Here is a 23,044-nt window from a genome sequence, read left to right as displayed (position 1 = left end):
GGGAGGGGGCGGCCGAGTCCCCCGAGCCCGGCCGCCCCCGGCTCAGGCGGCCCGCCCGGCTCCCCCGCGGGCTCCGGCCGTCGCGCGCGGCAGCGACGGGACGGCGGTGCCGCGCGGGGCGTCGAGGTCGCGGCCCCGCGTCTCGGGCAGGAACCGCGCCGACAGCAGGCTCAGCGACGCCACCGCCACGTGGTAGCCGGCGACCCACCACAGGGTCCCGCTCCCCATCACGACCAGGGCGGCGGCGACGAGCGGCGTGATGCCGGACGCGACGATGCCGGAGACCTGGTAGAGGGCACTGAGCGCCGTGTAGCGGTAGCGGGTGTCGAACAGCTCGGCCCAGAAGGCCGCCAGCGGGCCGTAGACCACGCCCTGCACGACACCGAGCCCGAGGACCATGGCCCAGAACACGCCGGCCTGCGTCCCGCTCTGCACCAGCGCTGCGAGCGGGAAGGCCAGCAGCGCCGCGGCCCAGGTACCCGCCCGGAACACCCGCTTGCGACCGATGCGGTCCGAGACAGCCCCGGCAACCGGCACGAGGACCACACCGAGCGCCGCGCCCACGAGGATCCCGTCCAGCGCCCACTGCCGCGGCAGCCCGAGGTCGCCGGCGGTGTAGGCGAGCAGGTAGACCGCGAACAGGTTGAAGTTGAACCCCTCGATGAGCCGGGTGCCCATGCCGAGCAGGAGCCGGCCCGGTTGCTCGCGCAGCAGGTCGCGCACCGGCAGGGTGCTGATCTCCTGCTGCTCGCGGATCCGCGCGAACGCCGGCGTCTCCAGCACGCTGAGCCGGATCCAGGCCCCGATCGCCAGCAGCGCGAGGCTGGCCACGAAGCAGGCGCGCCAGCCCCAGGCGAGGAACGCCTCGTCGGGGAGCTGGCCGGCCAGCGAGAACGCGCCGGCGGCCAGCAGCAGCCCGGCGGGCACGCCGACGTGCGCGAAGCTCCCGAAGAAGCCGCGCCGCGACCCGGGCGCGTACTCCACCGCCAGCAGCACGGCTCCGCCGTACTCGCCGCCGACCGCGATGCCCTGCAGGACTCGCAGCAGCACCAGCGCGACCGGGGCCCACACCCCTATCTGGTCGTACGTCGGCAGCAGCCCGATCGCGGCGGTGGCCAGCCCCATCATGACGAGGGTCAGCAGCAGCATCGTCTTGCGGCCGACCCGGTCCCCGAAGTGCCCGAAGACCAGGCCGCCCAGCGGGCGGGCGAGGAAGCCCACGGCGAACGTCCCGAACGCGGCGAACTGGGCCGCCGGACCGTCGAGGCCGGCGAAGAAGAGCTTGTCGAACACCAGGCCGGCCGCGGTGCCGTAGAGGAAGAAGTCGTACCACTCGATCGTCGCGCCCACCGCGGCCGCGGCGGCGACCTTCCGGGGGGTCGGCGCCGGCTCGTCGTCCTCCGCGGCGGTCCCGGGGGGCCCGGGAGCCCCGGGAGCCCCGGGGGATCCGGTCGACAGGGTCACCGGGCGCCGCCCGTCAGGGCGTCGCGCAGGCGGGCGAAGGCGCTGCGGTGGAAGACCAGCGGCGAACCCGCACCCTCGTGCCAGTCGACGAGCCGGAGCAGCACGATGGTGTGGTCGCCCGCCGGGAGCTCCTCGTGGACCACGCACTCGAAGGTGGTCACGGCGTCCGGCAGCAGCACGGCGCCGCCCGCGGCGTCGGCGACGTCGAGCCCCTCGAACCTCTGCGCAGCCGGTCCGGCCAGCCGCCGGCAGGCCGCGCCGTGGTGGTCGGCGAGCACGCTCAGGCCCAGCCGCTCCGAGCGCCGCAGCAGCGGCCACGTCGACGAGCCGTTGGCGACCGAGAAGGAGACGAGGGGCGGGTCGAGGCTGACCGACGTGAACGAGCTGGCGGCCATGCCGGTCAGCGCGCCGTCGACGCGGGCGGCGACGGCGACGACGCCTGAGGGGAAGGCGCCGAAGGCGTGGCGCAGCTGGGCGGGGTCGAGGGCGGTGATGGTCATGCGGGTGCTCCTGTCGTGTGGAGGGTGAGCAGGGTGACGAGGGGTCGGGCCCGGTCCAGCCAGTCGGCCCAGGCGGCGGGGTCGTCGTGCTGCCGGTCGAGCACGTAGAGCGCCGGCGCGGGTACGGCTGCGCCGAGCTCGACGAGCACCGGGCGCAGGCAGAGCTCGGGGGCGAGCGCGTGGCCCGGGTGGCCGCCGAGCATCAGCGGCACGGCCACCACGCCGCGCAGGCCGCCCGGTGGGACCCGGTCGAGGAACAGCTTGAGCAGGCCGGTGTAGCTCGCCTTGTACGTCGGGCTCGCGACCACGACGAGGTCCGACGCGCAGACCTCCTCGACCATCTGGTCGGCGGCCGCGTCACGGTGGTCGAGCAGCGACGGACCCCAGTCGGCGAGGTCGACGACGACGCCGGCCGGCTCGCCGGCGAGGTCCGCGGCCACCTGCTCCGCGGTGGCCCGGGTGCGGCTGCCGGGTGAGGGATTGCCCACGACGACGGCGACCCGCGGCCGTCGCGCCGAGAGGCCCGTCGTACGCCGGCCCGGCTGCCGGCCCTGCTGTCCGGTCGTCACGGCGGTCACGACGCGGTCTCCCGCAGCACGCCGGCACCGGGGAGGGCCGGCGCGCCGAACGGGACGGAGGCCCGGCCCGTCGCCGGCGGGGACGGGTGGCGCCACAGCCCGCGGCGGGCCAGCAGCGGCAGCACCCCCTCGCCGAAGTGGTAGGCGCCCTCGAGGTGCGGGTATGCCGACAGCACGAACTCCTCGATGCCCGCGGCGGCGTACTCCTCGATCCGGTCGGCCACCTCCTCGTGGCTGCCGACCAGGGCGGTGCCGGCGCCGCCGCGGACCAGCCCGATGCCGGCCCAGACGTTGGGGTGGACGACCAGGTCGTCGCGCGAGCCGCCGTGCAGGTCGAGCATCCGCCGCTGGCCCTCGGACTCGCTGCGACGCAGTCCCGCCTGCATGCTCCGGAGGGTTGCGTCGTCCACGCCGACCAGCAGCCGGTCCGCCTCGGCCCACGCCTCCGCCGCGGTGTCGCGGGTGATGGTGTGCATCCGGATGCCGAAGCGCACCCGGCGGCCCTGCTCCTCGGCGAGGCGTCGGACCCACGCCACCTTCTCCGCCACCGCGGCGGGGGGCTCTCCCCATGTCAGGTAGACGTCGACGTGGCGGGCGGCCACCTGGCCGGCGGCGGGCGAGGAGCCGCCGAAGTACAGCTCCGGGACCGGGGAGGGGAGCTGCTGCAGCTCGGCCCCCTCTACGCGGAGGTGCGTCCCGTGGTGGTCCACCCGCTCGCCCGCCCAGAGCCGGGAGACGACCGACAGGAACTCGTCGCAGCGGGCGTAGCGGGCATCCTTGTCGAGGAAGTCGCCGTAGGCCCGCTGCTCGTGGCTCTCGCCGCCGGTGACGACGTTGAGCAGCAACCGACCGCCGGTGAGGTTCTGGAAGGTGGCGGCCATCTGGGCGGCCAGGGTCGGCGTGACCAGGCCGGGGCGGAAGGCCACCAGGAACTTCAGCCGCTCGGAGACCTGGCTCAGCATGGCGGTGGTCAGCCAGGCGTCCTCGCACCAGGCGCCGGTGGGCGTGAGCGCCGCCTCGAAGCCGAGGTCCTCGGCGGCCCGGGCGACCTGGCCCAGGTAGGAGACGGTCGCGGCGCGCCCGCCGGCGTTGGGGACGACCCCGTGGCCACCCCCGACCACGTCACGTCCGTCGCCGCCGTTGGTCGGCAGGAACCAGTGGAACTTCAGGGACATGTCTTCCTCTCGTCGGAGCGGGCTGGGCGTCACAGCTGGCCGTGGCCGGGCGGCAGCGTCCCGTCGACCGCGTGGCGGCCGAGGTGCTGGACCTTCCAGGCCGTGGGGTCGTGGAGCGTGTGGGTGCGCGCGTTGCGCCAGTGCCGGTCGAGGTTGAGCGCCGCCAGGGCGGACCGCGTCCCGCACACCTCGAAGAGCCGGCTCGAGACGTCCACGGCCGCCCGGGCCGTCGCGGCCCTCGCCGCCGCCACCGCCAGCGAGGCGGCGCCGGCGGAGGCGGCGGTCAGGCCGGCGTCGGCGCGGTCGACCGCACGGGCGCCCTCGGCCAGCAACGCCTCGGCACCCCGCACCTGCAGGTCCATCTCGCCGAGGGCCTGCACGACGAGCGGGTCCTCGGCGGCCCGCTCGACTCCGGCGTCGGGGTAGGGCCGGCTCCGCATCGCGACGAACTCGCCGGCGGCGTCGAGCGCCGCCCGGGCGATGCCGGCGTCGATGGCGGCGTGCAGCACCTGCGCGAACGCGCCGTACGTCTGGGGCGCGTCCCAGCTCATGGCGGGCATGACCCGCTCCTCGGGGACGGCGACGTCCTCCAGCAGGACGGTGCCGCTGCCGGTCGTGCGCTGGCCGAGGCCGTCCCAGTCGTCGAGCACGGTGACGCCGTCGGCGTCCCGGTGGACCCAGGCGACGTGGAGGGGGCCGTCGACGCCGAGGTGGGCCATCACCGGGATCCAGTCGGCGAGCAGGGCACCGGTGCAGTACCCCTTCTCGCCCTGCAGCCGCCAGCCGCCCGAGCCGCCCGAGCCGCCCGGGTGCAGCGTGGTGGCGTGGTCGCGCACGTGTCGGCTCCTGGTCTCCGACTGGGCGTTGCCGAAGCGGCGGCCGCGGAGGACCTCGCGGAAGAAGAACGCCTGCTGCTGATCGCTGCCGCGGTGGCGCAGCGCGTTGACGTAGACGAAGTGGCTGTGGGGGATCTGCGCGACGTTCGGGTCGCCGGCGGCGAGGACCCGGAAGACCTCGGCGACGGTGGCGACCGGCAGGTCGGCCCCGCCGTGGGCGCGGGGCACGGTGATCGCGAGCAGGCCGCTGCGGGTCACCTCGTCCACCTCGCGCACCGGAAGCACCCGGTGCGCGTCGCGCTCGGCGGCACCCAGGGCGTGCTCGGCCGCGAGCCGGCCCGCGGCCGCCACGGCACGGTCCGGGTCGAGGACCGGCACCTCGGTCGTGGCGTCGGTCGTGGCGTCGGTCGTGGTGCCGGTCGTGGTGCCGGTCGTGGTGCCGGTCGCGGCGAGGGCGGTGGTCGCGGGGGTGGGCATCGGGCTCCTCGGGGTCGGGACGTCCGGTGGGACCGGTCCCGTCGAATGCGGGTAACTGGCTATTCCTGATCAGACTTGTCGACTTTGAGGCCGGACTCAAGCCAGGACCCGCCGTACGCCGACCGGTTCCGCCGTACGGCCGTCAGGCAGGACCGATCACCGACCGGTCACCCGACCACCGGCCGGTCACCGACCGGTCACCGCCCGGTCACCCGACCACCGGCCGGATGACCGGGCACGGCCCCCACCGACGGCGCCTCGCGGCGGGTCCGCCCCACCGCCCAGTCCCGCGGCGGCGCCGCGTGGTTGACGCGGTGGTCCCCCACCACGCGGGCCTTGAGCTGGACGGGGTTGTGCGAGGCGACGGTGCGCGCGTTGCGCCAGTGCCGGTCGAGGCAGAGCGCCCGCGAGGTGGCCGACGCGCCGAGCGGGTCGAGGAACCGCGAGGTGACGTCGAGGACGAGCCGGGTGACCACGACCTGGGCCGCGGCACACTCGACCTCGGCCAGCTCCAGCCAGTCCGCCCGCACCCGGTCGACCGCCCGGGACGCCTGCTGCACGGCGGCGGCCACCCGCAGCGTCGCCGCCTCCGCGGCGAAGACGGCCGCGGAGAGCTCGCCCACGTGAGCCAGCGCCTGCGCGTCGTCGCGCACCCGGGCGGCGTTGCCGTGCGAGAAGTGCCGGTCGCGGGTGCGCAGCTGCTGCACGAGGTCGCCGACGGCCCGGCGACCGATCCCGACCAGCGTCGCGAGCAGGTTCAGCTGGAAGAACGTGCTCTGGTAGTCGAACCGTTCGGAGTGCCGCACCACGTGGCCGGCCCGCACCGGGACGTCGCGGAAGGTCACCGTGCCGGTGGCCGTGCCGCGCTGGCCGAAGCCGTCCCAGTCGTCGACCACGGACACGCCGTCGAGGCGCAGGTCGACGAGCACCACGACGTCCTCGTGGGAGCCGTCGGGCAGCACCCTGACGGCCCGGACGTCGGCCCACTCGGCGTACGCGCACCCGGTGGTGTAGTTCTTCACGCCGCGCAGCAGCAGGTCACCGGGAGCCGGTCCCGGCACCACCTCGGTGGCCATCCGGCCGAGCTCGGTGCCCGGCGGCTCAGCCCACGCGTTGCCGGCCGTCTGGCCGGCGACGAACCGTTCGAACCACCGCTGCTGGTCCTCGCCCCGGGCGTGGCGCCACAGCAGGTCCTCCACGACGGCGAAGTGGCCCCGCAGCGCCTGTGTCAGGTTGGGGTCCGCCTCCGCCAGCGCGACCCACAGCCGCACCAGGTCGACGATCCCCAGCCCGCGACCGCCGTACGCTCCCGGCAGCCGCGCGGCGCCCAGGCCGAGCTCCTTCAGCCGGCGCATCGCCCCGCCGGGCGGCACCCCGTCGCGCTCGCGCTGGGGTGCGCCGGCGGCGATGTCGGCCAGAACGGGCGCGAGGTCGGCCATCAGCTCGCCGAACGGGGTGCCGGCGTCTGCTGCGTCCTGCCGCGAGGACACGAGGGTCATGGGTGCTCTCCTGAGTCGAGTTGCTGTTTCTCTAGCAACTTAATAGTTTTTAGAGCGCAGCCCCACGACCCGGCCCCGCCGTGACGGCAGGTTTCCCCTGCAGGGGCTCACAGCAACGGCTGCCAAGGTCGACCACCCGGGGGAAGAGGCTCACATGCGCACCGAACAGCTCGAGTACGTCGTCGCGGTCATGCAGCTCGGCTCGCTGCGCCGCGCGAGCGAACGGCTCCACCTCTCGATGCCCGCGCTAAGCGAGGCGGTGAGCAAGCTCGAGCGGGAGCTCGGCGTGCCCCTGCTCGACCGCCGCCGCTCCGGGGCCCGTCCGAGCCGCCAGGGCCAGGAGCTCATGCCGCACGTCGTCGAGGTCCTCGAGGCCGTCGACCGGCTGCGGCAGGCGGCCGGCGACCACAGCCGCGCCGCCCGCCTCATCCGCGTCGGCACCGTGAACGCCGCCACCTCGACGCTGCTGGTGCCCGCGGTGTCCGCCTTCCAGGGCTCCTCCCCCGGCGCGAGCGTGGAGGTGGTGCACGTGCAGCAGGCCGAGATCGACCTCGGCCTCGGGGACGGCTCCCTGGACCTCGGCCTCGTCACGGTGCTGGGCGCCGACGAGCCGCCGCTCGGCCTGGTCGACTCCACGCTCGCCCACGGCCGACCGGTCGTGGTGCTCCCGGCGGAGCACCCGCTGGCCGCGCAGGACGAGGTGACCGTCGACCAGCTGCGTCGCGAGCAGTTCGTGATGATGCGGCCCGGCTACCTGATGCACGACCTGGCCCAGCGGGTCTTCGGGAGCCGGTTGCCCGCGACCTGTCACAGCACGGACGGCGCGGAGATGGGCAAGGTGATGGTGGCCGAAGGGCTGGGCGTGACCCTGCTGCCGACGTTCAGCATCACCGGCGACCCGTGGGAGTCGGCCGGGCTGATCACCCACCGACCACTGGCCGAGGACCCCTCGTCGCTCCGGCCCAGCGTGATCCGGCTGGTGCTGCGGCACCGGCAGCCCGACCGGCTCTCCGCGCAGGCGGGCGAGCTGCGGGGACGGCTGCTCGCCCGGGCGCGCGAGCTCAAGGGACGGGTGGGTCCGCGGACCGCCTGAGCCGGGCGGCGTACCGCACGGCGGCCGGAACCGTCCTGGCGGCCTCGTCGCGCGTCCCGGGAGCCACACCGGCCCCAGCGCTCGGGCACTCCCGGCGCTTCTCGGGCACTCCGGTGGCCGAGAAGCGGAGCGATCCCCGGATATCCGGGGATCGCTACGTCCCCGTCAGCGCGGGTAGGACTGGACGAACTCGGTCAGCCGCTTGAGCTGGTCGGGGTCGGTGCTGGGGATGACGCCGTGGCCGAGGTTGAAGATGTGGCCGCGGGCGGCCTTGCCGGCCTCGATGACCTCGGCGGCGCGGGCGGTCATCACCTCGGCGGGCGCGAAGACCAGGGTCGGGTCGAGGTTGCCCTGCACCGCCCGGTCGCCGACCTGCGGGATCGCGGAGGCGAGCGGGGTGCGCCAGTCGACGCCGACCACGTCGGCGCCGGCCTCGCCCATGAGCGGGAGCAGGTTGGAGGTGCCGACGCCGAAGTGGATGCGCGGCACGCCGAGCGTCCCGGCCCGCTCGAGCACGGCGGCTGAGTACGGCATCACGAGCTCGCGGTAGTCCTGCGGGGTGAGCGCGCCGGCCCACGAGTCGAAGAGCTGCACGGCCGAGGCACCGGCGGCGACCTGCACCTCGAGGTACGCCGCGGCGATGCCGGCGATCTTGCGCATCAGCGCGTCCCACACGTCGGGGGCGCCGAACATCATCGCCTTGGTGCGGGCGTGCTCCTTGGACGGCCCGCCCTCGACGAGGTACGACGCCACGGTGAACGGCGCGCCCGCGAAGCCGATCAGCGGGGTTCCGCCGAGCTCGCCGACCAGGCCGCGCACCGCCTCGGTGATGTAGGAGACGTGCTCCGGGGTCAGGTCCGGGATCGCCTCGACGTCGGCGAGGGTGCGCACCGGGTCGGCGACGACGGGGCCGACGCCGGGCTTGATGTCGAGATCGACGCCGACCGCCTTGAGCGGCAGCACGATGTCGGAGAAGAAGATCGCTGCGTCGACGCCGTACCGGCGCACCGGCTGCATCGTGATCTCGACGACCATCTCGGGGTCCATGCAGGCGTCGAGCATCGCGACGCCCTCGCGGATCGCGAGGTACTCCGGCAGCGACCGGCCCGCCTGGCGCATGAACCACACCGGGGTGTGCGGCACCGACTCCCCGCGCGCGGCCCGGAGGAACGCGCTCTCCGCGAGCCCCGGGTGCGGCCCGGAGTGCTGCTGGAGGTTCTGCTGGGACTGCTGTGACTGCTGTGCTGTGCTGTCGGCGCCGGGCGCGGTCGTCATGTGACGAAGCCTCGCAGGTCGCCCGGCGTGTTCGCACATCCGTGCGTGGCCCCGCGACCTACTGTTGAGGCATGGTCGTCCGTCAGGAGACGCACCCCGGGACGGGTGCGGGCGCGACGCCGCCCGAGTTCCGGGCCGCGGTCGAGAGCATGCAGGCGGCTCGGCTGCGCCCCGAGATCTTCTGCGAGGAGATGCCGGCGCCGCAGCGGATCGCGCCGTACGCCGCCGCCCTGTCGGCCGACGTGACCGTCGACGAGACCGACGTCGGCACCGGCCGGATCATCCTGCTGCACGACCCTGCCGGCAACGAGGCCTGGGACGGCACGTTCCGCTGCGTCGCCTACGTCCGCGCCGAGGTCGACCTCGACCTCATCAGCGACCCGCTGCTGGCCGGCGTCGGCTGGTCGTGGCTGACCGAGGCGCTCGACGGCCACGGTGCCGCGTACGCCGCCGCCTCCGGCACCGTCACCCGGGTCGCCACCGAGAGCTTCGGCGGCATGGCCGACGAGGGCGGCACCGCCCAGGTCGAGATCCGTGCGTCCTGGACACCGCGTCCCCGCCCGGACGCCGCCGCCGGCACCCCGCTCGACGTCGCGCCGCACGTCGAGGCGTGGGGGGAGCTGCTCTGCACCGCCGTCGGGCTGCCGCCGGTCCCCGAGGGCGTCACCGCGATGCCGAGCCGGCGCGGCCAGCGCGGCTCGGGGCGATGAGGGCCGTGGCACCGAGCGGGGCCGACGCGTCCGACCCGGACCCCGAGCTGGTGGTTCCCGCGGCGGACAGCCCCGCCGAGGCTCCCGACGAGACCCCCGACAAGGCGGCCCCCGAGCCGCCGCTGCTCGCGCTGCGCGACGGCCTGCCGAGGGTGGTGGCGGACGAGGCCGGGCTGCGCGCCGTCTGCGACGCCGTCGCCGCCGGCACCGGACCGATCGCCATCGACGCCGAGCGGGCCTCGGGCTACCGCTACTCCTCCCGCGCCTACCTCGTGCAGCTGCGCCGCGAGGGCGCCGGGCTGTTCCTGATCGACCCGATCGGGTTCGACGACCTCGCGCCGCTCCAGGAGGCGATCGGCGACGAGGAGTGGATCCTCCACGCGGCCAGCCAGGACCTGCCGTGCCTCGCCGAGCTCGGCCTGCGCCCGGCCGCGCTGTTCGACACCGAGCTCGCCGGCCGGCTGCTGGGCTACCCGCGCGTGGGCCTCGCCACCCTGGTCGGCACCCTCCTCGGCTCCCACCTCGCCAAGGAGCACTCCGCGGTCGACTGGTCGACCCGGCCGCTGCCGGAGCCGTGGCTCGAGTACGCCGCCCTCGACGTCGAGGTGCTCGTCGAGCTGCGCGACGCGCTCGAGGCCGAGCTCGAGGCCGCCGGCAAGACCGAGTGGGCCCGCCAGGAGTTCGACTACGCCCGCACCTTCGAGCCCGCTCCTCGGGTCGACGCCTGGCGCCGCACGTCCGGGATGCACCGCGTCCGCGGCCGCCGCGGGCTGGCCGCGGTCCGCGAGCTGTGGCTGACCCGCGACGCCATCGCCGAGCGCCGCGACGTGACCCCGGGCCGGATCCTCCCCGACTCCGCGATCGTCGCGGCCGCGCTGGCGATGCCCACCGACCGGTCCGCCCTGCTCGGCACCAAGGGCTTCCACGGCCGTGGCGCGGAGCGCTACGCCAGCCGCTGGCTGGCGGCGCTGACCGCGGCCCGCGAGCTCCCGGAGCGCGACCTGCCCGCCCGTGCGCCGCGCGGTGACGGCCCTCCGGCCCCGCGCGCCTGGGCCGACAAGGACCCGGTCGCGGCTCGCCGGCTGACGCTGGCCCGGGAGGCGATCACCCGGCTGTCGGAGGAGGTCGAGGTCCCGGCCGAGAACCTCCTCACCCCCGACTTCCTGCGTCGTACCCTCTGGTCGCCGCCGCGCAGCCGCGACCCGGAGAAGCTCTCCGAGGGCATCCGCACCCTGCTCACCGGCCACGGCGCCCGGCCCTGGCAGGTCGACCTCACCGCGCCGCTGCTCGTCGAGGCGGTGCTGGCGGCCGACGAGGCGGCTCCCGCCGACACGGACTGACGGCGGCTGCTACTCCGCCGGGCTGGGCGACTCGGTGCCGTCGGCCGCGTCCTCGGGCGCCAGCACGGCGCGGGCCGCCTCGTCGATCTGCTCGGTGATCGCCTCGAGGTCGTCGAGCACCGGCTCGTTGAGCAGCCGCCCGATGCCGGGGCGTACGGCGGCCTCCAGCGCGGGCAGCTCGTCGACGAGCGGCGGCAGCACCATGTCGCGGACGCTGGCGGTGAAGACCTGCGCGTGGCGCGGCATCCGGCCCGGCTGCCAGAAGTCGTCGGAGAGGGCGACCTCCTGGTTGGCCGGCACGAGGTAGCCGGCGCCGACCACGCGCTGCACCGACGGCGTCGACAGCAGGTGGACCAGCAGGTCGGCGGCGGCCGACACGTCCTCGGTCTCGCGGGACAGGCAGAGCCCGGTCACGTCGCCGACCGTCGCGCGGCCCTCGAGGCTGGGCATCGCGATCACGTCGAAGTCGAGGCCCTGGACCATGCGGAGCCGCGGCACGAGGTCGCGGGTGCCGGGCATCATGGCCAGCTTTCCGCGCTCGAACCACTCCAGCGGGGTGCGGCGCTGCAGCATCTTCTGGTCGAGGGTGACCAGCGGGTCGCGCAGCACCGGCAGCGTGGCCTCCAGCGCGTCGCGGGTGGCGCCGTCGGAGAACGCGGTCGCGGTCGGCGCGACCGGGTCGTCGTACAGCTCGCCGCCACCGGTGTAGACGAACGGCGCGATCCCGTCGAGCGTCGGCTCCACGTGGATGCCGCGGGTGTTGCCGCGCGGCCGGCTGGCGAACCCGGCGGCGGCGGTGAACGCCTCGTAGCTCCAGGTGAGCGGCTCCTCGCCACCCGGCACCGGCAGCCCGCGCGCGTCCATGCGCCCGAAGTCGACGAGGTCGGTGTTGTAGAACATCACCGTCGGCGACAGGCCGTAGGGCATGCACTGCAGCCGGTCGGCGGCGCTGAACGCCTCCAGCCCGTCACGGGAGTAGTCGTCGCCGAAGTCGACGCCGCGCTCGTCCAGCAGCGTGTCGACGGGCAGCGTCAGCTGCTCCTCGAGGAGCCAGGCGAGCTCCTGGCGGGAGACCATGAAGACGTCGGGCAGCGAGCCGCTGCGCAGCTGCTGGGCCAGGGCTTCGGCGTCGGGCGCGGTGCGGACCCGCACCTCCACCTCGGGGTCGAGGGCGTCGAAGGTCTCCGCGACCGCCCGGTAGGCACCGAGCTCCTCCTCGGCCCCGAAGGCCCCGAAGGACAGGACGGTCTCCTCGTCGGGAACCGTCGGCTCGGTGGCGGTCGGGCTGGGCGTCGGCTCCGGCTCGGGCTCCGCGTCGGACGTGCAGCCGGTGAGGACCAGCGTCAGCGCGAGCGGAACGGTCAGCAGGGCGGGCACCACGCCGCGGGCCCCCCGGGCACCCTGGCCTCGTGACACGCCTCTTCCCCTCTCACCCGCGATTGCCGGACCGAACCCGGCGTCCTCGCATCCGGGGCTCACACCCTAGCGACCGCGGGCCGCGCGAGGCGCGCCCCGTGAGCCACCTCGCGCGTGGCGTCACCCACGTCGGCCTCGGTTCGGCCGTGTCGTACGCCGTTCCGGGGGCCCGCCGTCCCTAGCCTTGGCAGGGTGACCCGGTCTTCCCTGCCCGCGGTGCCGCCGCGTCCGGCACTCCTGCTCAGCACCCTGCTCGTCGGGGGGCTCCTCAGCGGCCTGCTGGCCGGCTGCGGCTCCGACGCCGGCGCCCGCGACCAGCGCGCCGGCGAGGGCCGGCGCACCAGCCAGTCGCCCACACCCACGCCCTCGCCCACCTCGGCCGCCACCGAGGCCCCGGCCTCGGGGGCGGCGACCCCGCAGGCGACCCCGCGCACCGACGCGGAGAAGAAGGACCGGGACCAGAAGATGGCACCGCCGACGGCGCCCCGGACCCGCACCGACCGGTCGTCCGACCCGGGCGACCACCTGCTCGCGGCCAAGTCCCTGCCCCGGCTGGGCGGTGGCGCCAGCTGGCAGGTCCGGGCCACCGGGCCGGAGCGGACCCGTCCGGTCGGTGCATGCCAGAAGACGCCGCTGGTCGACATCGGCGCCGTCACCGCGGTCCGCCGCGTCTTCGTCGGCCCCGAGGAGAGCGGCATGCGCACCCGCCAGGTGGTGGCCGAGTTCGCCGACGCGAAGTCGGCCTGGCGTGCCCACGAGGTCCTGGCGGCCTGGCGCGACGACTGCGAGCAGCGGCTGCAGCGGCGCTCGGACGTCGGCCCGATGGAGGACGTCGACCTCGAGGTGCGCGCGACCGGTGCGCACTACCGGGCCGTCCTGGGCAGCCGCGACCGTCGCCGGACCACCGGGTTCGGCATCGTCCGGACCGGCCGGTGGCTCTCGATCGTGGAGATCCGGGCGACTCCGTCCGACTATCCCGCCCGCTGGAGTCCGTCGTCGCGGGCGGTGCGCCGGATCGCCGACACCTTCGCCTGACCCGGGCCTGACCCGGGCCTGAGCCGGGCCTGAGTCGGGCCTGAGCCGGGCCTGAGTCGGGCCTGAGTCGGGCCTGACCCGCAGCGCGAACAGGGGTCAGTCGGCGGCGAGCACCTCGTCGGCGGTCGCCTCGCCGGAGCGGACCGCGCCCTCCATGTAGCCGTTCCAGCGGTCGGCGTACTCCGTGCCGGCCCAGTGGACGCGACCGACCGGCTCGCGCAGCGCCTGCCCGTAGCCGGTCCACACGCCGGGCGCGAAGTGGGCGCCGTAGCAGCCGCGGCTGAACTCCTCGGCCGTCCAGTCGCGCTCGTGGTACTCCAGCGGCGCGGCCGCCCGCGGCCCGAAGTTGTGGACCAGCGCCTCGACGAAGGCGGCCCGGCGCTCGGCCGGGGTGCGGGCCGACCACTCCCGCGCTGCGCCGGCCTCCATGAAGCCCATGAGGATGCCGCGGTCGTACCCGGGCGGGGTGTTGTCGAAGACCACCTTGACCGGGTCGCGGTCGGAGCCGACCTGGCCGTTGAGGCCGTCCTCGCGCCAGAACGGCTCGGGGTAGACGGCGTACAGCTTCAGCACGCTGCCCATCGGCAGCTTCTGGGTGAGCTGGTCGCGCCGGGCCGGCAGCAGCGGGTCGTAGTCGATCCGGGCCGCGAGCGCGGGCGGTACGGCGACCACGACGCGGCCGGCGGCGTACGTCGTGCCGTCGCGGGTGATGACGGTGACGCCTCCCCCGGTCCCGTCCTTCTGGCCGATCGACCGCACGGGAGCCCGCAGCACGACGTCCGCGCCCAGGTCGCCGAGGGCCGCGGCGAGCCGCTCGCTGACGAGCACCGACCCGCCCTCGACGCGGTCCTGCTGGGCGCCCTGCTCGGTGCCCATCAGGACGTCCATGTCGGTGCCGGAGGCGGTGTAGAAGAGCGCGTGCAGCAGCGAGACGTCGGCGAGCCCGGCGGCCAGCACCGCCTCGCAGTAGAGCTCGAAGTAGCCCCGCCCCTGCGGCGTGCGCAGGTTGCGCCGCACCCACGTCCGCAGCGTCTGACCGTCGAGCGCCGCGGCGCCGGGGGTGCGCCACGGCTCGCGCAGGTCGACCCGGCGGGCGAGCCGGTGGAAGCGGGTGACGCCCTGGGCCAGGTCGGCGAGGCCGAACGGGTTGAGCCGGGGCACCGCGCCCGGCCTGCCGGACATCCGTCCCGGCCGGCCGCCCATCTCCCACACGACGTCGCCGTCGTTGAAGGTCGGCACGGTCCGCAGGCCGAGCTCGGCGACCAGCTCGTACATCCGGTCCTGGCCGGGGCCCAGCCACTGGCCGCCCAGCTCGATCCACTGGCCGTCGTCGAGCCGGCCGCCCTCGGTGCGGCCGCCGACGCGGTCGCGCGCCTCGAGCACCCGGACCGTGCGGCCCGCCGCGGCGAGGCGGCGGGCGGTGGCCAGGCCGGCGAGTCCCGCCCCCACCACGAGGACGTCGGTCGGGTCCGGCTGGGTCGTGGAGGAGGTCACCCTCGCATCATGCCGTGATCGACCGGACCCGTGCGGCGGCCCCGAGCGGCCGGTCCGGGTCGAGCCCGGCGGCGCGGTCGTACGCCGCCCAGCGGCGCCGCAGCCAGCGCGGCCGGGTGTCCGCCCACGAACCGGGAGCGCGGTCGTGGAGCCGGTCGAGCCAGCGGCCCTCGACCTCGTCGACAGTCCGCAGCGCCGCGACCGTGGCCGGCGGGTCGGCGAGCCAGCGCCGCTGCCGGTCGTCGCGCTCGCGCGCCAGCAGCGACTCGGCCGCCTCCCAGTCGCGCAGGGCGAGCCGGTGCAGCCGCTCGTGCCGCCACCAGCGGGAGCGGTCGTCGGCGGTGTTCGCGACCCCGGCCGTCGGGTAGTCGGCCTGGCCCACCGGCTCGTCGACCCGGAGCGGCACGAACAGCGAGAGGGCGGGGTCGGCGGCGCCCGTGGACCAGTGCCGCCCGCTGACCGGGTCGCTGACCCACGACGAGACGGTCTGGGACGAGGCGAGCAGGCCGCCGCCGTGCATGTTGGGACCGGCCATCGAGCCGGTCAGCCGCGACCACTGCGGGCCGGCGGAGGTGCCGTTGTCGCGCAGCACCGCCATCGCGTCGAGGGCTCCCCCGGCGCGGTCGGCGCGGCGCTGGGTGAGCCGCTGCCGGACTGCGCAGCGGCCGACGCGGCTGCGCAGCCGGTCGCTGAAGCGGGCCGCGAACGGCTCGATGGTGAGGCCGTTCGAGATGCTCCGGGCCCGACCGGTGACCTCCTCCGCGGCCCAGTGCCGACCGGCGGTCTCGAGCACCACGGCGCCGTCGCGGTCCGCGACGAGGAAGCTGTTGTGGTAGCTGAACCGCGGGTGCTCGATGCTGCACGGGCCGGACTGGCCGTGCTCCTCCAGCAGCCCGACGATCACCTCGACGGCGCCCCGCGCGTCGGTCGCCCGCTCCAGCGCCAGCCGGAGCAGGTCCATCCCGAGCAGGCCCGGCTCGCGGCGTACCGGCTCGGTGGTGAAGACCGCCTCGTTGCCGATGGCGACGCCGTGCTCGTTGGCGCCCGTCTCGGCGCCCCACATCCACCAGGGGCGCGAGACGACCGTCGCGTGGGTGCGGGCGACCTGCGGCAGCGAGACGAAGGTGAGGTCGGCGCGGGCCGCGGCGTCGCCCTCGGCCGCCCCGACCGCATGGTCGCGGGCCGGGGTCCACTCCCAGAGCTGCGCCTCGTTGGGGTCGCGGTCGCTGTTCTTGGCCAGCAGCATGCCCGCCGGCGTCGGGAGGACGAAGGTGTCGCACACGGTGCCCGCTCCTCTCTGGTCGACGGAGCGTCAGCCGAGGTCGTGGAACCGGCGGGCCTCGACCAGCACCGCGTCGAACACCTCGCGCGGCAGCGCCGCGCCCTCCCGGCGGATCGACGCCGGGTCGAGCTCGAGGAGCCGGTCGAGGCGGACCTCGCTCGGGCGCCGCTCGCGGTCCCAGGCGCCGGCGCCGACGTCCATCCAGTAGCGGCCGTGGCGGGCCTCGTCGGCGGCGTCGTGGTCGTGGTCCTGGCTGGTGAGCATCAGCCCCAGCCACCGGTCGCCGCGCCGGCCGAGGAGCAGCACCGGGCGGTCCTTGCCCTGGGTCGCGTCGTCCTCGTAGGGCACCCAGCCCCACACGACCTCACCCGGGTCCGGCTGGCCGTCCGCGCGGGGCGCGTAGGAGACGCCGTCGCCGGCGGTCCCGGCGGCGCCGGCGGCCGCGTCGGGCACCGTCCCCACCGGCTGGGTGTGGTGGGTCGGCATCAGGCGGGACAGGGCACGTCGCAGCCGGCTCATGAGGGGAGCCTAACGAGCGGGCGGGACCGCCCGCCGGAGAGAAGCTGAAGTGCGCCGGACCGGGAGCGCCTCACGGCGCGTGGCCGCTCGTAGCGGCTTATTTTGGGACCCGGGGCTGCCGCGGCCCGGCGCACTCGTTCGAGCATAAGGGAGCGCTGGTCGCCCCGTGGAATCTCTCCCCAGCCCGTCCGGCGAGTCGTGCGCAACGTCATACGAAGCGGTGCCTATAGCGACCGGAACGTATGACGTCCCGCACCGCGGAGCGGACGGTGCGGACCAGATCGGACCGGACCGGACCAGTCAGGCGAGCCCGTGGTCGAGCTCGGCGTGCCCGGCCGCCTCGAGCTGCTCGGCCAGCGCCAGCATCCGGGTCACCTCGCGGTGGCTGGAGTGGTGGAGGCTGGCCCGGCCGGTCGCGACCACCCGCGCGAACGCCGCCGCCCGCAGCAGCACGTCGGCGAAGTCGCCGCCCGCGATCCCGCGCAGCACCTGGTCGACCATCGCCTTGAGCTCGTCGGGGCCCGGCGGGTCCGCGACCCCCGCCACCACCCGTGCCACCTGCGCCCGGGCCCGGCCGGCCTCGAACTCGGCCGCGACGGTGCCGGGGTCGGCGTACACCCAGGCGCGCAGCAGGTAGAGCCGCCACAGGCAGCCGGCCAGCGAGTCCGCCGGCGACCCCGACCACACCTCGGCGATCGTCTCGATTCCCTCGGTCTCGGCGAGGTGGAGCAGCCGGTCGGCCACCGCGTCGTCCTGCGCCTCGCGGGCGCCCCGGACGAGCAGCGTCGCCGCGCGGTCGGCGGCCTCCCGGACGACGGCCGGGTCGGCGCCGCCGTCCAGCGCCTCGAAGAAGGCGCCGCCGGGCGTCATCGGGCGGTGGTGCTGGCGGTCGCTCACCGCCTCAGGCTACGACCCCGGGCTACGAGGCCGCCGCGAGCGCCTTGCGGATCCGCTGGTCGCTCACGGGGTACGCCGTGCCGAGGTGCTGGGCCCACAGCGAGATGCGGTACTCCTCGAGCATCCACCGCACCTTGCGCAGCTGGGCGCCCGGCGGGCGACCCTCGGGCAGCGCCGCGACCTGGTGGAGCCACGCATCCTGGAGGTCGCCGATCTGGTCCATCAGCTGCCGGTCGCGCGCCACCTGCTCCTCGAGCCGTTCGCGGCGGTGGTCGAGAGCAGCGAGGTACGCCGGGTAGCGCCGCAGCTGGGCCGTCCCGGCCTCGCCGACGAAGCCGGGGTGGACCAGCCGGCCGAGCTGGGCGCGCATGTCGGTCAGCGCCGGCAGGGTGTGCAGGTCGGCACGGCCGCTGAGCGCCTTGTCGGTGTGCCGCCACGCCGCCAGCACCCGCATCACGTCGTCGAGCACCGACCGCAGCCGCAGCTCGTGGTCGTCGGCGGCCGCGGCGACCACCGCGTCGTACGCCTTCTCGTCGCGGACCACCGGCCGGGTGTCGACGGTGTCCCGCACGACGGCCTTGCGGCAGTCGGCCAGCAGCTCGGCGACCGAGCCGTACGGCGACCCGGCGAGCGCCAGCTTCTGGGTGTTGTCGAGGGAGTCGAGCACCGCCCTCACCGGGGTGCCGCCGTCGCGGCGGTCGAGCGCGAGCAGCACCAGCCGGGTGACGCCGTCGCGGTGGCGGGCCTCGGCCTCGTCCTCGGAGCCGAAGACCTGCAGCCCGACGGTGGCGCCCTCGTCGACGAGCGCCGGGAAGCCGCGCACCTCGTGGCCGGCCCGGGTCTGGATGAAGGACTTCTCGACCGTGCCGAACACCCAGGTGGTCTCGCCGGTGCGGGTCACGCCGCTCTCGGAGGCGACCTCCGCCATCGCCTTCGCGAAGGTCGGCCGCAGCGGCTCCTTGAGGGCCTCGAGGTCCTTGCCGCGGGCCTGCTCCTTCCCCGAGTCGTCGACGACCCGGAAGGTCGGCCGCAGGTGCTCCGCGACCTTGGACCAGTCCCACGCCTCCCGCGGCACCACGACGCCGGTGGTCGCGCGGCACCACCGCTCGAGGGCGTCGAGGAGCGGCTCCTCCCCCGGCGGGACGGCCGCGAGGAACTCGCGGGCCTTGTCGGGGGCCGGCACGAAGCTGACCCGGAGGTTCTTCGGCAGGCTGCGGATCAGGCTGGTGACCAGCTCCTCGCGCAGGCCGGGGACGTTCCACGAGAAGTCGTCGGCCTCGACCCGGTTGAGGGTCGCGACGGGCACGTCGATGGTGAGGCCGTCGTCGGCCGAGCCCGGCTCGAAGTGGTAGCGGATCGGGAAGGTCAGCCCCTCCGCCACCGACGAGCGCCACTCCTGCGGGTAGTCGGCCTCGCGGACCTCCTCGGCGCCGTCGTGGGTGAGCATCGCCGGGTCGAAGGTCAGCAGGTTCGGGCGCTTCTGCCGCTCCCGCTTCCACCACTGGTCGAAGTGGGCGCCGCTGACGACCTCGGCGCCGATCCGGGCGTCGTAGAAGTCGAAGAGAGTGTGCTCGTCGACGACGATGTCGCGGCGCCGGGCACGGTGCTCGAGCTCCTCGGCCTCCTCGAGCAGCCGGGCGTTCTCGGCGAGGAAGCGGTGCCGGCTGTGCCACTCGCCGTACACCAGAGCGTGGCGGATGAAGAGCTCGCGGGCCAGCGCGGCGTCGACCTTGCCGTAGCTGACGAGCCGGTCGGCGACGAGCGGTACGCCGTACAGCGTCACCCGCTCGTAGGCCATGACCGCGGCCCGCTTCTTCGACCAGTGGGGCTCGCTGTAGCTGCGCTTGACCAGGTGGCCGCCGAGCCGCTCGGCCCACTCGGGCTTGATGGCGGCGTTCTGGCGGGCCCACAGCCGGCTGGTCTCGACGAGCTCGGCGGCCATGAGGAACTGCGGGTTGCGGCGGTGCAGCACGCTGCCGGGGAAGATCGCGAACCGGGCGCCGCGGGCGCCGAGGTACTCGCGCGGGCCGCGCCGCTTCTCCTTGCCGCCGCCGGCGCCCTGGCCGCCGGTGCCCTTCTCGCGCTCCTCCAGCATCCCGATGTGGGACAGCAGGCCGGACAGCAGCGCCTGGTGGATGCCGTCGGCGTCGGGCTGGTCGGCCGGCCTGCCGACCTGGACGTCCATCTCCTTGCAGACCTGGCGGAGCTGGGACTCGAAGTCCTGCCACTCGCGGACGCGGAGGTAGTTGAGGTACTCCCGCTTGCACATGCGGCGGAAGGCGCTGCCGGAGAGCTCGCGCTGCTGCTCGCGCAGGTAGCGCCACAGGTTGAGCCAGGTCAGGAAGTCCGAGGACTCGTCCTTGAAGCGGGCGTGCTGCTGGTCGGCCTGGGCCTGCTGCTCGGCGGGCCGCTCGCGGGGGTCCTGCAGCGAGAGCGCGGCGGCGATGACGACCACCTCGCGGACGCAGCCGAGCCGCTCGGCCTCGAGCACCATCCGGGCCAGCCGCGGGTCGATGGGCAGCCGCGCGAGCCGCCTGCCGACCCGGGTGAGGCGGGTCTTCCCGGGCTTGCCGTCCTCCTCGCGGATGGCGCCGAGCTCGTCGAGGAGCTGCGCGCCGGCGGTCACGTTGCGCTTGTCGGGCGGCTCCACGAACGGGAACCGGCCGATGTCGCCCAGCCCCAGCGAGGTCATCTGCAGGATGACGCTGGCGAGGTTGGTCCGCAGGATCTCCGGGTCGGTGAACTCCGGCCGGCCCTCGAAGTCCTCCTCGGAGTAGAGCCGGATCGCGATGCCGGCCTCGACGCGGCCGCAGCGGCCGGAGCGCTGGTTGGCGGAGGCCTGGCTGATCGGCTCGATGGGGAGCCGCTGCACCTTCGTGCGCACCGAGTAGCGCGAGATCCGCGCGACGCCGGTGTCGACGACGTACCGGATGCCGGGGACGGTCAGCGACGTCTCGGCGACGTTGGTGGCGAGCACGACGCGCCTGCCGGTGTGGGGCTGGAAGACGCGGTGCTGCTCGGCGGCGGAGAGCCGCGAGTAGAGCGGCACCACCTCGACGTGGGACCCGCGCCGGTCGCCCCGGTCGAGGCCGAGCGCGTCGGTGAGCGCCTCGGCGGTGTCGCGGATCTCCCGCTCGCCGGGGAGGAAGACCAGGATGTCGCCCGGCCCCTCGGCCGAGAGCTCCTTGACGGCGTCGACGATCGCCTCGGTCTGGTCGCGGACGACGGTCTCGCCCTCGTCGTCGAGGGAGTCGCCGTCCCCCTCGAGCATGAGCGGCCGGTAGCGGACCTCGACCGGGTAGGTGCGGCCGGAGACCTCGATGATCGGCGCCGGCTTGCCGCGGCGGTCGGCGAAGTGGCGCGCGAACCGTTCGGGGTCGATGGTCGCCGAGGTGATGATCAGCTTCAGGTCGGGCCGACGCGGCAGCAACCGCTTGAGGTAGCCGAGGAGGAAGTCGATGTTGAGGCTCCGCTCGTGGGCCTCGTCGATGATGATCGTGTCGTACTTCCGCAGCTGCCGGTCGCGCTGCAGCTCCGCCAGCAGGATGCCGTCGGTCATCAGCTTGAGCCGGCTGGCCTTGGACGTGCGGTCGGTGAACCGGACCTGGTAGCCGACCAGGTCCCCGAGGCTGCTGCCCATCTCCTCGGCGATCCGCTCGGCGACGCTGCGCGCCGCGATCCGGCGGGGCTGGGTGTGGCCGATCAGCCGGTCCTTGCCCCGGCCGAGCTCGAGGCAGATCTTCGGCAGCTGGGTCGTCTTCCCGGAGCCGGTCTCGCCGGCGACGATGACGACCTGGTGGTCACGGATGGCGGCGGCGATGTCGTCGCGGCGCTGGGTGACCGGGAGCTCGGGCGGGTAGGAGATCTGCACAACGCGGGCCATTCTTCCCCACGGCTGGTCGGCAGCCCCACCCCGTTTCCCGCGAGCTGCCACCAGTTCACCCGGGATCCCCACCGAGCTGCCACCAGTTCCCCCGGGAACGGCGCCGAGCTGCCACCAGTTGCCCGCCCCCTCGGCCTAGCCGAGGTGCCGGCGGTGGACCTCGGTCAGGGTTCGCGCGACCTGCGAGTCGGGCAGCGCTCCTTGCAGGCCCGTCGCGTCCCCGACCAGCACCGAGGTGAACCTGCCGCGGCTGCACGCCTGCGCCGTGACCGCCTGGGGCGAGCCGGGGTCGGGAACCACGGTCACGATGGTGGACGAGCCCTCGGGCCGGCCCTGCAGCTCGAGCATCGTCGAGAACAGCGAGCAGGCGGCGTCGGGGTCGAGGTCCTCGCCGCCCTCGACGAGCTCGGCGCCGGCCCTGAACTTCTCCAGGTCCTCGCCGTCCCCGGCCAGGCCCGAGGCCTCGACGAGGCGGAGGATCTCCGGCAGCGACTGAGCCCAGACCGGGGCAGGTACGGCGACCGTCTGGACGAAGACCCCGTCCCCGGTGAGCCACTGGCAGTTGGGCATGCCACCGGTTGTTCCGGGGCTGGGCCGGTCCACGGGGGCACCGGCGAGCGTCGCCGCCTCCTGCTCCGAGAGCAGGTCACAGGGGTCCGCTCCCTCGATCGCTGGCTCCGTCATGGTGTCCGCCGGCGTCGCAGTGCTGGTCGGGTCGGCGGCGGGGACGGACTCCGGCCCGTCGTCGGCGGTCGGGGAACAGCCGGCCAGCAGCACGAACGAGACGAGGGGAAGGGCAAGAGCAGCGCGCACCGCTGGATGGTTCCACGCGGCTCCAACCCGTGACCCCTGCGGGTGGTCCCCAAGCCCCACAAAGGGGAACTGGTGGCAGGTCGCTGGGATCTGGCGGGGAACTGCTGGCAGCTCGGCGGGGTGTGGAAGGGAACTGGTGGCAGCTCGTCGTGGGGGACGTCAGTGGAGGATGGTGACGAGGGCGGGGAGGGAGGCCGCCATCGCGCCGACGAGCTGCTCGCGGGTGACGCCGGCGGGGTCTGGGACCCAGGTCAGCACCAGGTCCTCGACCATCGCCGCCCAGGCCCACACCATCAACCGGGCGGCGGGGGTGTCGGGCACGATCTCGCCCTGGGCTCCCTCGGTGAAGATCCGGTCGGTGAGCGCCGTCCGGGCCTCCTCGTAGAGCCGGCGGAGGGTCTCGTTGCCGCCGGCGGCGCCCCGCACGATCGAGGAGTAGCCGGCGAAGTTCTGCTCGACGTAGTCGACGTACGCCGTCATCGAGGCGAGCAGCCGCGACCCCGGGTCGCCGCCCTGGGGCGGGGCGGTCTGCGCGACCAGGTCGTCGACCGCCCGGCGCACGACGGCCTCGCGGAAGTCCTGCTTGTTGCCGAAGTAGTGGTAGAGCAGCCCGCGCGAGATGCCGGCCTCCTCGGCCAGCAGGTCGATGGTGAGGTCGTCCAGCGAGCGGGTCGACAGCAGGCTGACCCCGAGGTCGAGCAGCTGGGTCCGGCGCTGCTCCGGGGTGAGCCGGTTCCTGGTCGTCGTCACACGCCCGA

At 74.9% G+C, this 23,044-nt stretch carries 19 protein-coding genes; 4 read left to right on the top strand and 15 right to left on the bottom strand.

Annotated features, from left to right (window positions below):
• Nucleotides 1–42: 42 nt before the first annotated feature.
• The 6 genes from ACFP2E_RS13810 to ACFP2E_RS13785 all read right to left on the bottom strand — a co-directional run bounded on the left by ACFP2E_RS13810 (nt 43) and on the right by ACFP2E_RS13785 (nt 6,529).
• A complete protein-coding gene (locus ACFP2E_RS13810) occupies nt 43–1,464 on the bottom strand; it encodes an MFS transporter (RefSeq protein ID WP_378524061.1) in 1,422 nt (473 codons plus the stop codon).
• On the bottom strand, nt 1,461–1,964 hold the full coding sequence (locus tag ACFP2E_RS13805) for a flavin reductase family protein (RefSeq protein WP_378524060.1): 504 nt from the start codon (nt 1,962–1,964) through the stop codon (nt 1,461–1,463). Before ACFP2E_RS13805 ends, ACFP2E_RS13810 begins: the two co-directional genes overlap by 4 nt.
• Nucleotides 1,961–2,542: an NADPH-dependent FMN reductase gene (locus tag ACFP2E_RS13800; RefSeq protein WP_378524059.1), complete on the bottom strand. Its 582-nt coding sequence runs from the start codon at nt 2,540–2,542 to the stop codon at nt 1,961–1,963. The genes ACFP2E_RS13805 and ACFP2E_RS13800 overlap by 4 nt, the downstream gene beginning before the upstream one ends.
• Nucleotides 2,539–3,717, bottom strand: coding sequence for an LLM class flavin-dependent oxidoreductase (locus ACFP2E_RS13795; RefSeq protein WP_378524058.1), 1,179 nt, complete (start codon nt 3,715–3,717; stop codon nt 2,539–2,541). The genes ACFP2E_RS13800 and ACFP2E_RS13795 overlap by 4 nt, the downstream gene beginning before the upstream one ends.
• Nucleotides 3,718–3,746: 29 nt before the next feature.
• A complete protein-coding gene (locus ACFP2E_RS13790; RefSeq protein WP_378524057.1) occupies nt 3,747–5,030 on the bottom strand; it encodes an SfnB family sulfur acquisition oxidoreductase in 1,284 nt (427 codons plus the stop codon).
• A 197-nt stretch (nt 5,031–5,227) separates the two neighbouring features.
• Nucleotides 5,228–6,529, bottom strand: a complete 1,302-nt coding sequence (locus ACFP2E_RS13785) for an acyl-CoA dehydrogenase family protein (RefSeq protein WP_378524056.1) — start codon at nt 6,527–6,529, stop codon at nt 5,228–5,230.
• A gap of 154 nt (nt 6,530–6,683) precedes the next feature.
• On the opposite strand from ACFP2E_RS13785, the gene ACFP2E_RS13780 reads away from it, so the two are divergent.
• Nucleotides 6,684–7,622: a LysR family transcriptional regulator gene (locus tag ACFP2E_RS13780; protein WP_378524055.1), complete on the top strand. Its 939-nt coding sequence runs from the start codon at nt 6,684–6,686 to the stop codon at nt 7,620–7,622.
• Nucleotides 7,623–7,787: 165 nt separating this feature from the next.
• On the opposite strand, the gene hemE is transcribed toward ACFP2E_RS13780, so the two are convergent.
• Nucleotides 7,788–8,897, bottom strand: a complete 1,110-nt coding sequence (hemE, locus tag ACFP2E_RS13775; RefSeq protein WP_378524054.1) for a uroporphyrinogen decarboxylase — start codon at nt 8,895–8,897, stop codon at nt 7,788–7,790.
• A 71-nt stretch (nt 8,898–8,968) separates the two neighbouring features.
• Here hemE and ACFP2E_RS13770 point away from each other — a divergent pair, with 71 nt between their 5' ends.
• Nucleotides 8,969–9,607: a DUF3000 domain-containing protein gene (locus ACFP2E_RS13770; protein ID WP_378524053.1), complete on the top strand. Its 639-nt coding sequence runs from the start codon at nt 8,969–8,971 to the stop codon at nt 9,605–9,607.
• 122 nt (nt 9,608–9,729) lie between these two features.
• On the top strand, nt 9,730–10,947 hold the full coding sequence (locus ACFP2E_RS13765; RefSeq protein WP_378524182.1) for a ribonuclease D: 1,218 nt from the start codon (nt 9,730–9,732) through the stop codon (nt 10,945–10,947).
• A 9-nt stretch (nt 10,948–10,956) separates the two neighbouring features.
• On the opposite strand, the gene ACFP2E_RS13760 is transcribed toward ACFP2E_RS13765, so the two are convergent.
• Nucleotides 10,957–12,363, bottom strand: a complete 1,407-nt coding sequence (locus tag ACFP2E_RS13760; RefSeq protein WP_378524052.1) for an ABC transporter substrate-binding protein — start codon at nt 12,361–12,363, stop codon at nt 10,957–10,959.
• A gap of 192 nt (nt 12,364–12,555) precedes the next feature.
• On the opposite strand from ACFP2E_RS13760, the gene ACFP2E_RS13755 reads away from it, so the two are divergent.
• Nucleotides 12,556–13,398 (top strand): hypothetical protein, encoded by an 843-nt coding sequence (locus tag ACFP2E_RS13755; protein ID WP_378524051.1) that lies wholly within the window; start codon nt 12,556–12,558, stop codon nt 13,396–13,398.
• A 96-nt stretch (nt 13,399–13,494) separates the two neighbouring features.
• On the opposite strand, the gene ACFP2E_RS13750 is transcribed toward ACFP2E_RS13755, so the two are convergent.
• The 7 genes from ACFP2E_RS13750 to ACFP2E_RS13720 all read right to left on the bottom strand — a co-directional run bounded on the left by ACFP2E_RS13750 (nt 13,495) and on the right by ACFP2E_RS13720 (nt 23,036).
• The gene (locus tag ACFP2E_RS13750; protein WP_378524050.1) at nt 13,495–14,892 is read right to left on the bottom strand and encodes a flavin monoamine oxidase family protein; all 1,398 of its coding nucleotides are present in this window, start codon (nt 14,890–14,892) and stop codon (nt 13,495–13,497) included.
• A gap of 7 nt (nt 14,893–14,899) precedes the next feature.
• Nucleotides 14,900–16,174, bottom strand: coding sequence for a hypothetical protein (locus ACFP2E_RS13745; protein ID WP_378524049.1), 1,275 nt, complete (start codon nt 16,172–16,174; stop codon nt 14,900–14,902).
• Nucleotides 16,175–16,204: 30 nt separating this feature from the next.
• Complete coding sequence (locus ACFP2E_RS13740; RefSeq protein ID WP_378524048.1) at nt 16,205–16,693, bottom strand: type II toxin-antitoxin system PemK/MazF family toxin; 489 nt, start codon at nt 16,691–16,693, stop codon at nt 16,205–16,207.
• 300 nt (nt 16,694–16,993) lie between these two features.
• Complete coding sequence (locus tag ACFP2E_RS13735) at nt 16,994–17,590, bottom strand: hypothetical protein (RefSeq protein WP_378524047.1); 597 nt, start codon at nt 17,588–17,590, stop codon at nt 16,994–16,996.
• 22 nt (nt 17,591–17,612) lie between these two features.
• Nucleotides 17,613–21,473, bottom strand: coding sequence for an ATP-dependent RNA helicase HrpA (gene hrpA / locus ACFP2E_RS13730; RefSeq protein ID WP_378524046.1), 3,861 nt, complete (start codon nt 21,471–21,473; stop codon nt 17,613–17,615).
• A 135-nt stretch (nt 21,474–21,608) separates the two neighbouring features.
• Nucleotides 21,609–22,286, bottom strand: a complete 678-nt coding sequence (locus ACFP2E_RS13725; RefSeq protein WP_378524045.1) for a DUF3558 family protein — start codon at nt 22,284–22,286, stop codon at nt 21,609–21,611.
• 159 nt (nt 22,287–22,445) lie between these two features.
• Entirely contained in the window at nt 22,446–23,036 is a 591-nt protein-coding gene (locus tag ACFP2E_RS13720) for a TetR/AcrR family transcriptional regulator (protein WP_378524044.1), read from the bottom strand.
• Nucleotides 23,037–23,044 lie beyond the last annotated feature (8 nt).

The sequence above is a fragment of the Nocardioides sp. GCM10027114 genome, from assembly GCF_042659625.1.
In the GTDB taxonomy this organism is placed as follows: domain Bacteria; phylum Actinomycetota; class Actinomycetes; order Propionibacteriales; family Nocardioidaceae; genus Nocardioides.
The sequence above is the reverse complement of the archived record's forward strand: the minus strand, read 5'-3'. Positions and strand labels throughout refer to the sequence as shown.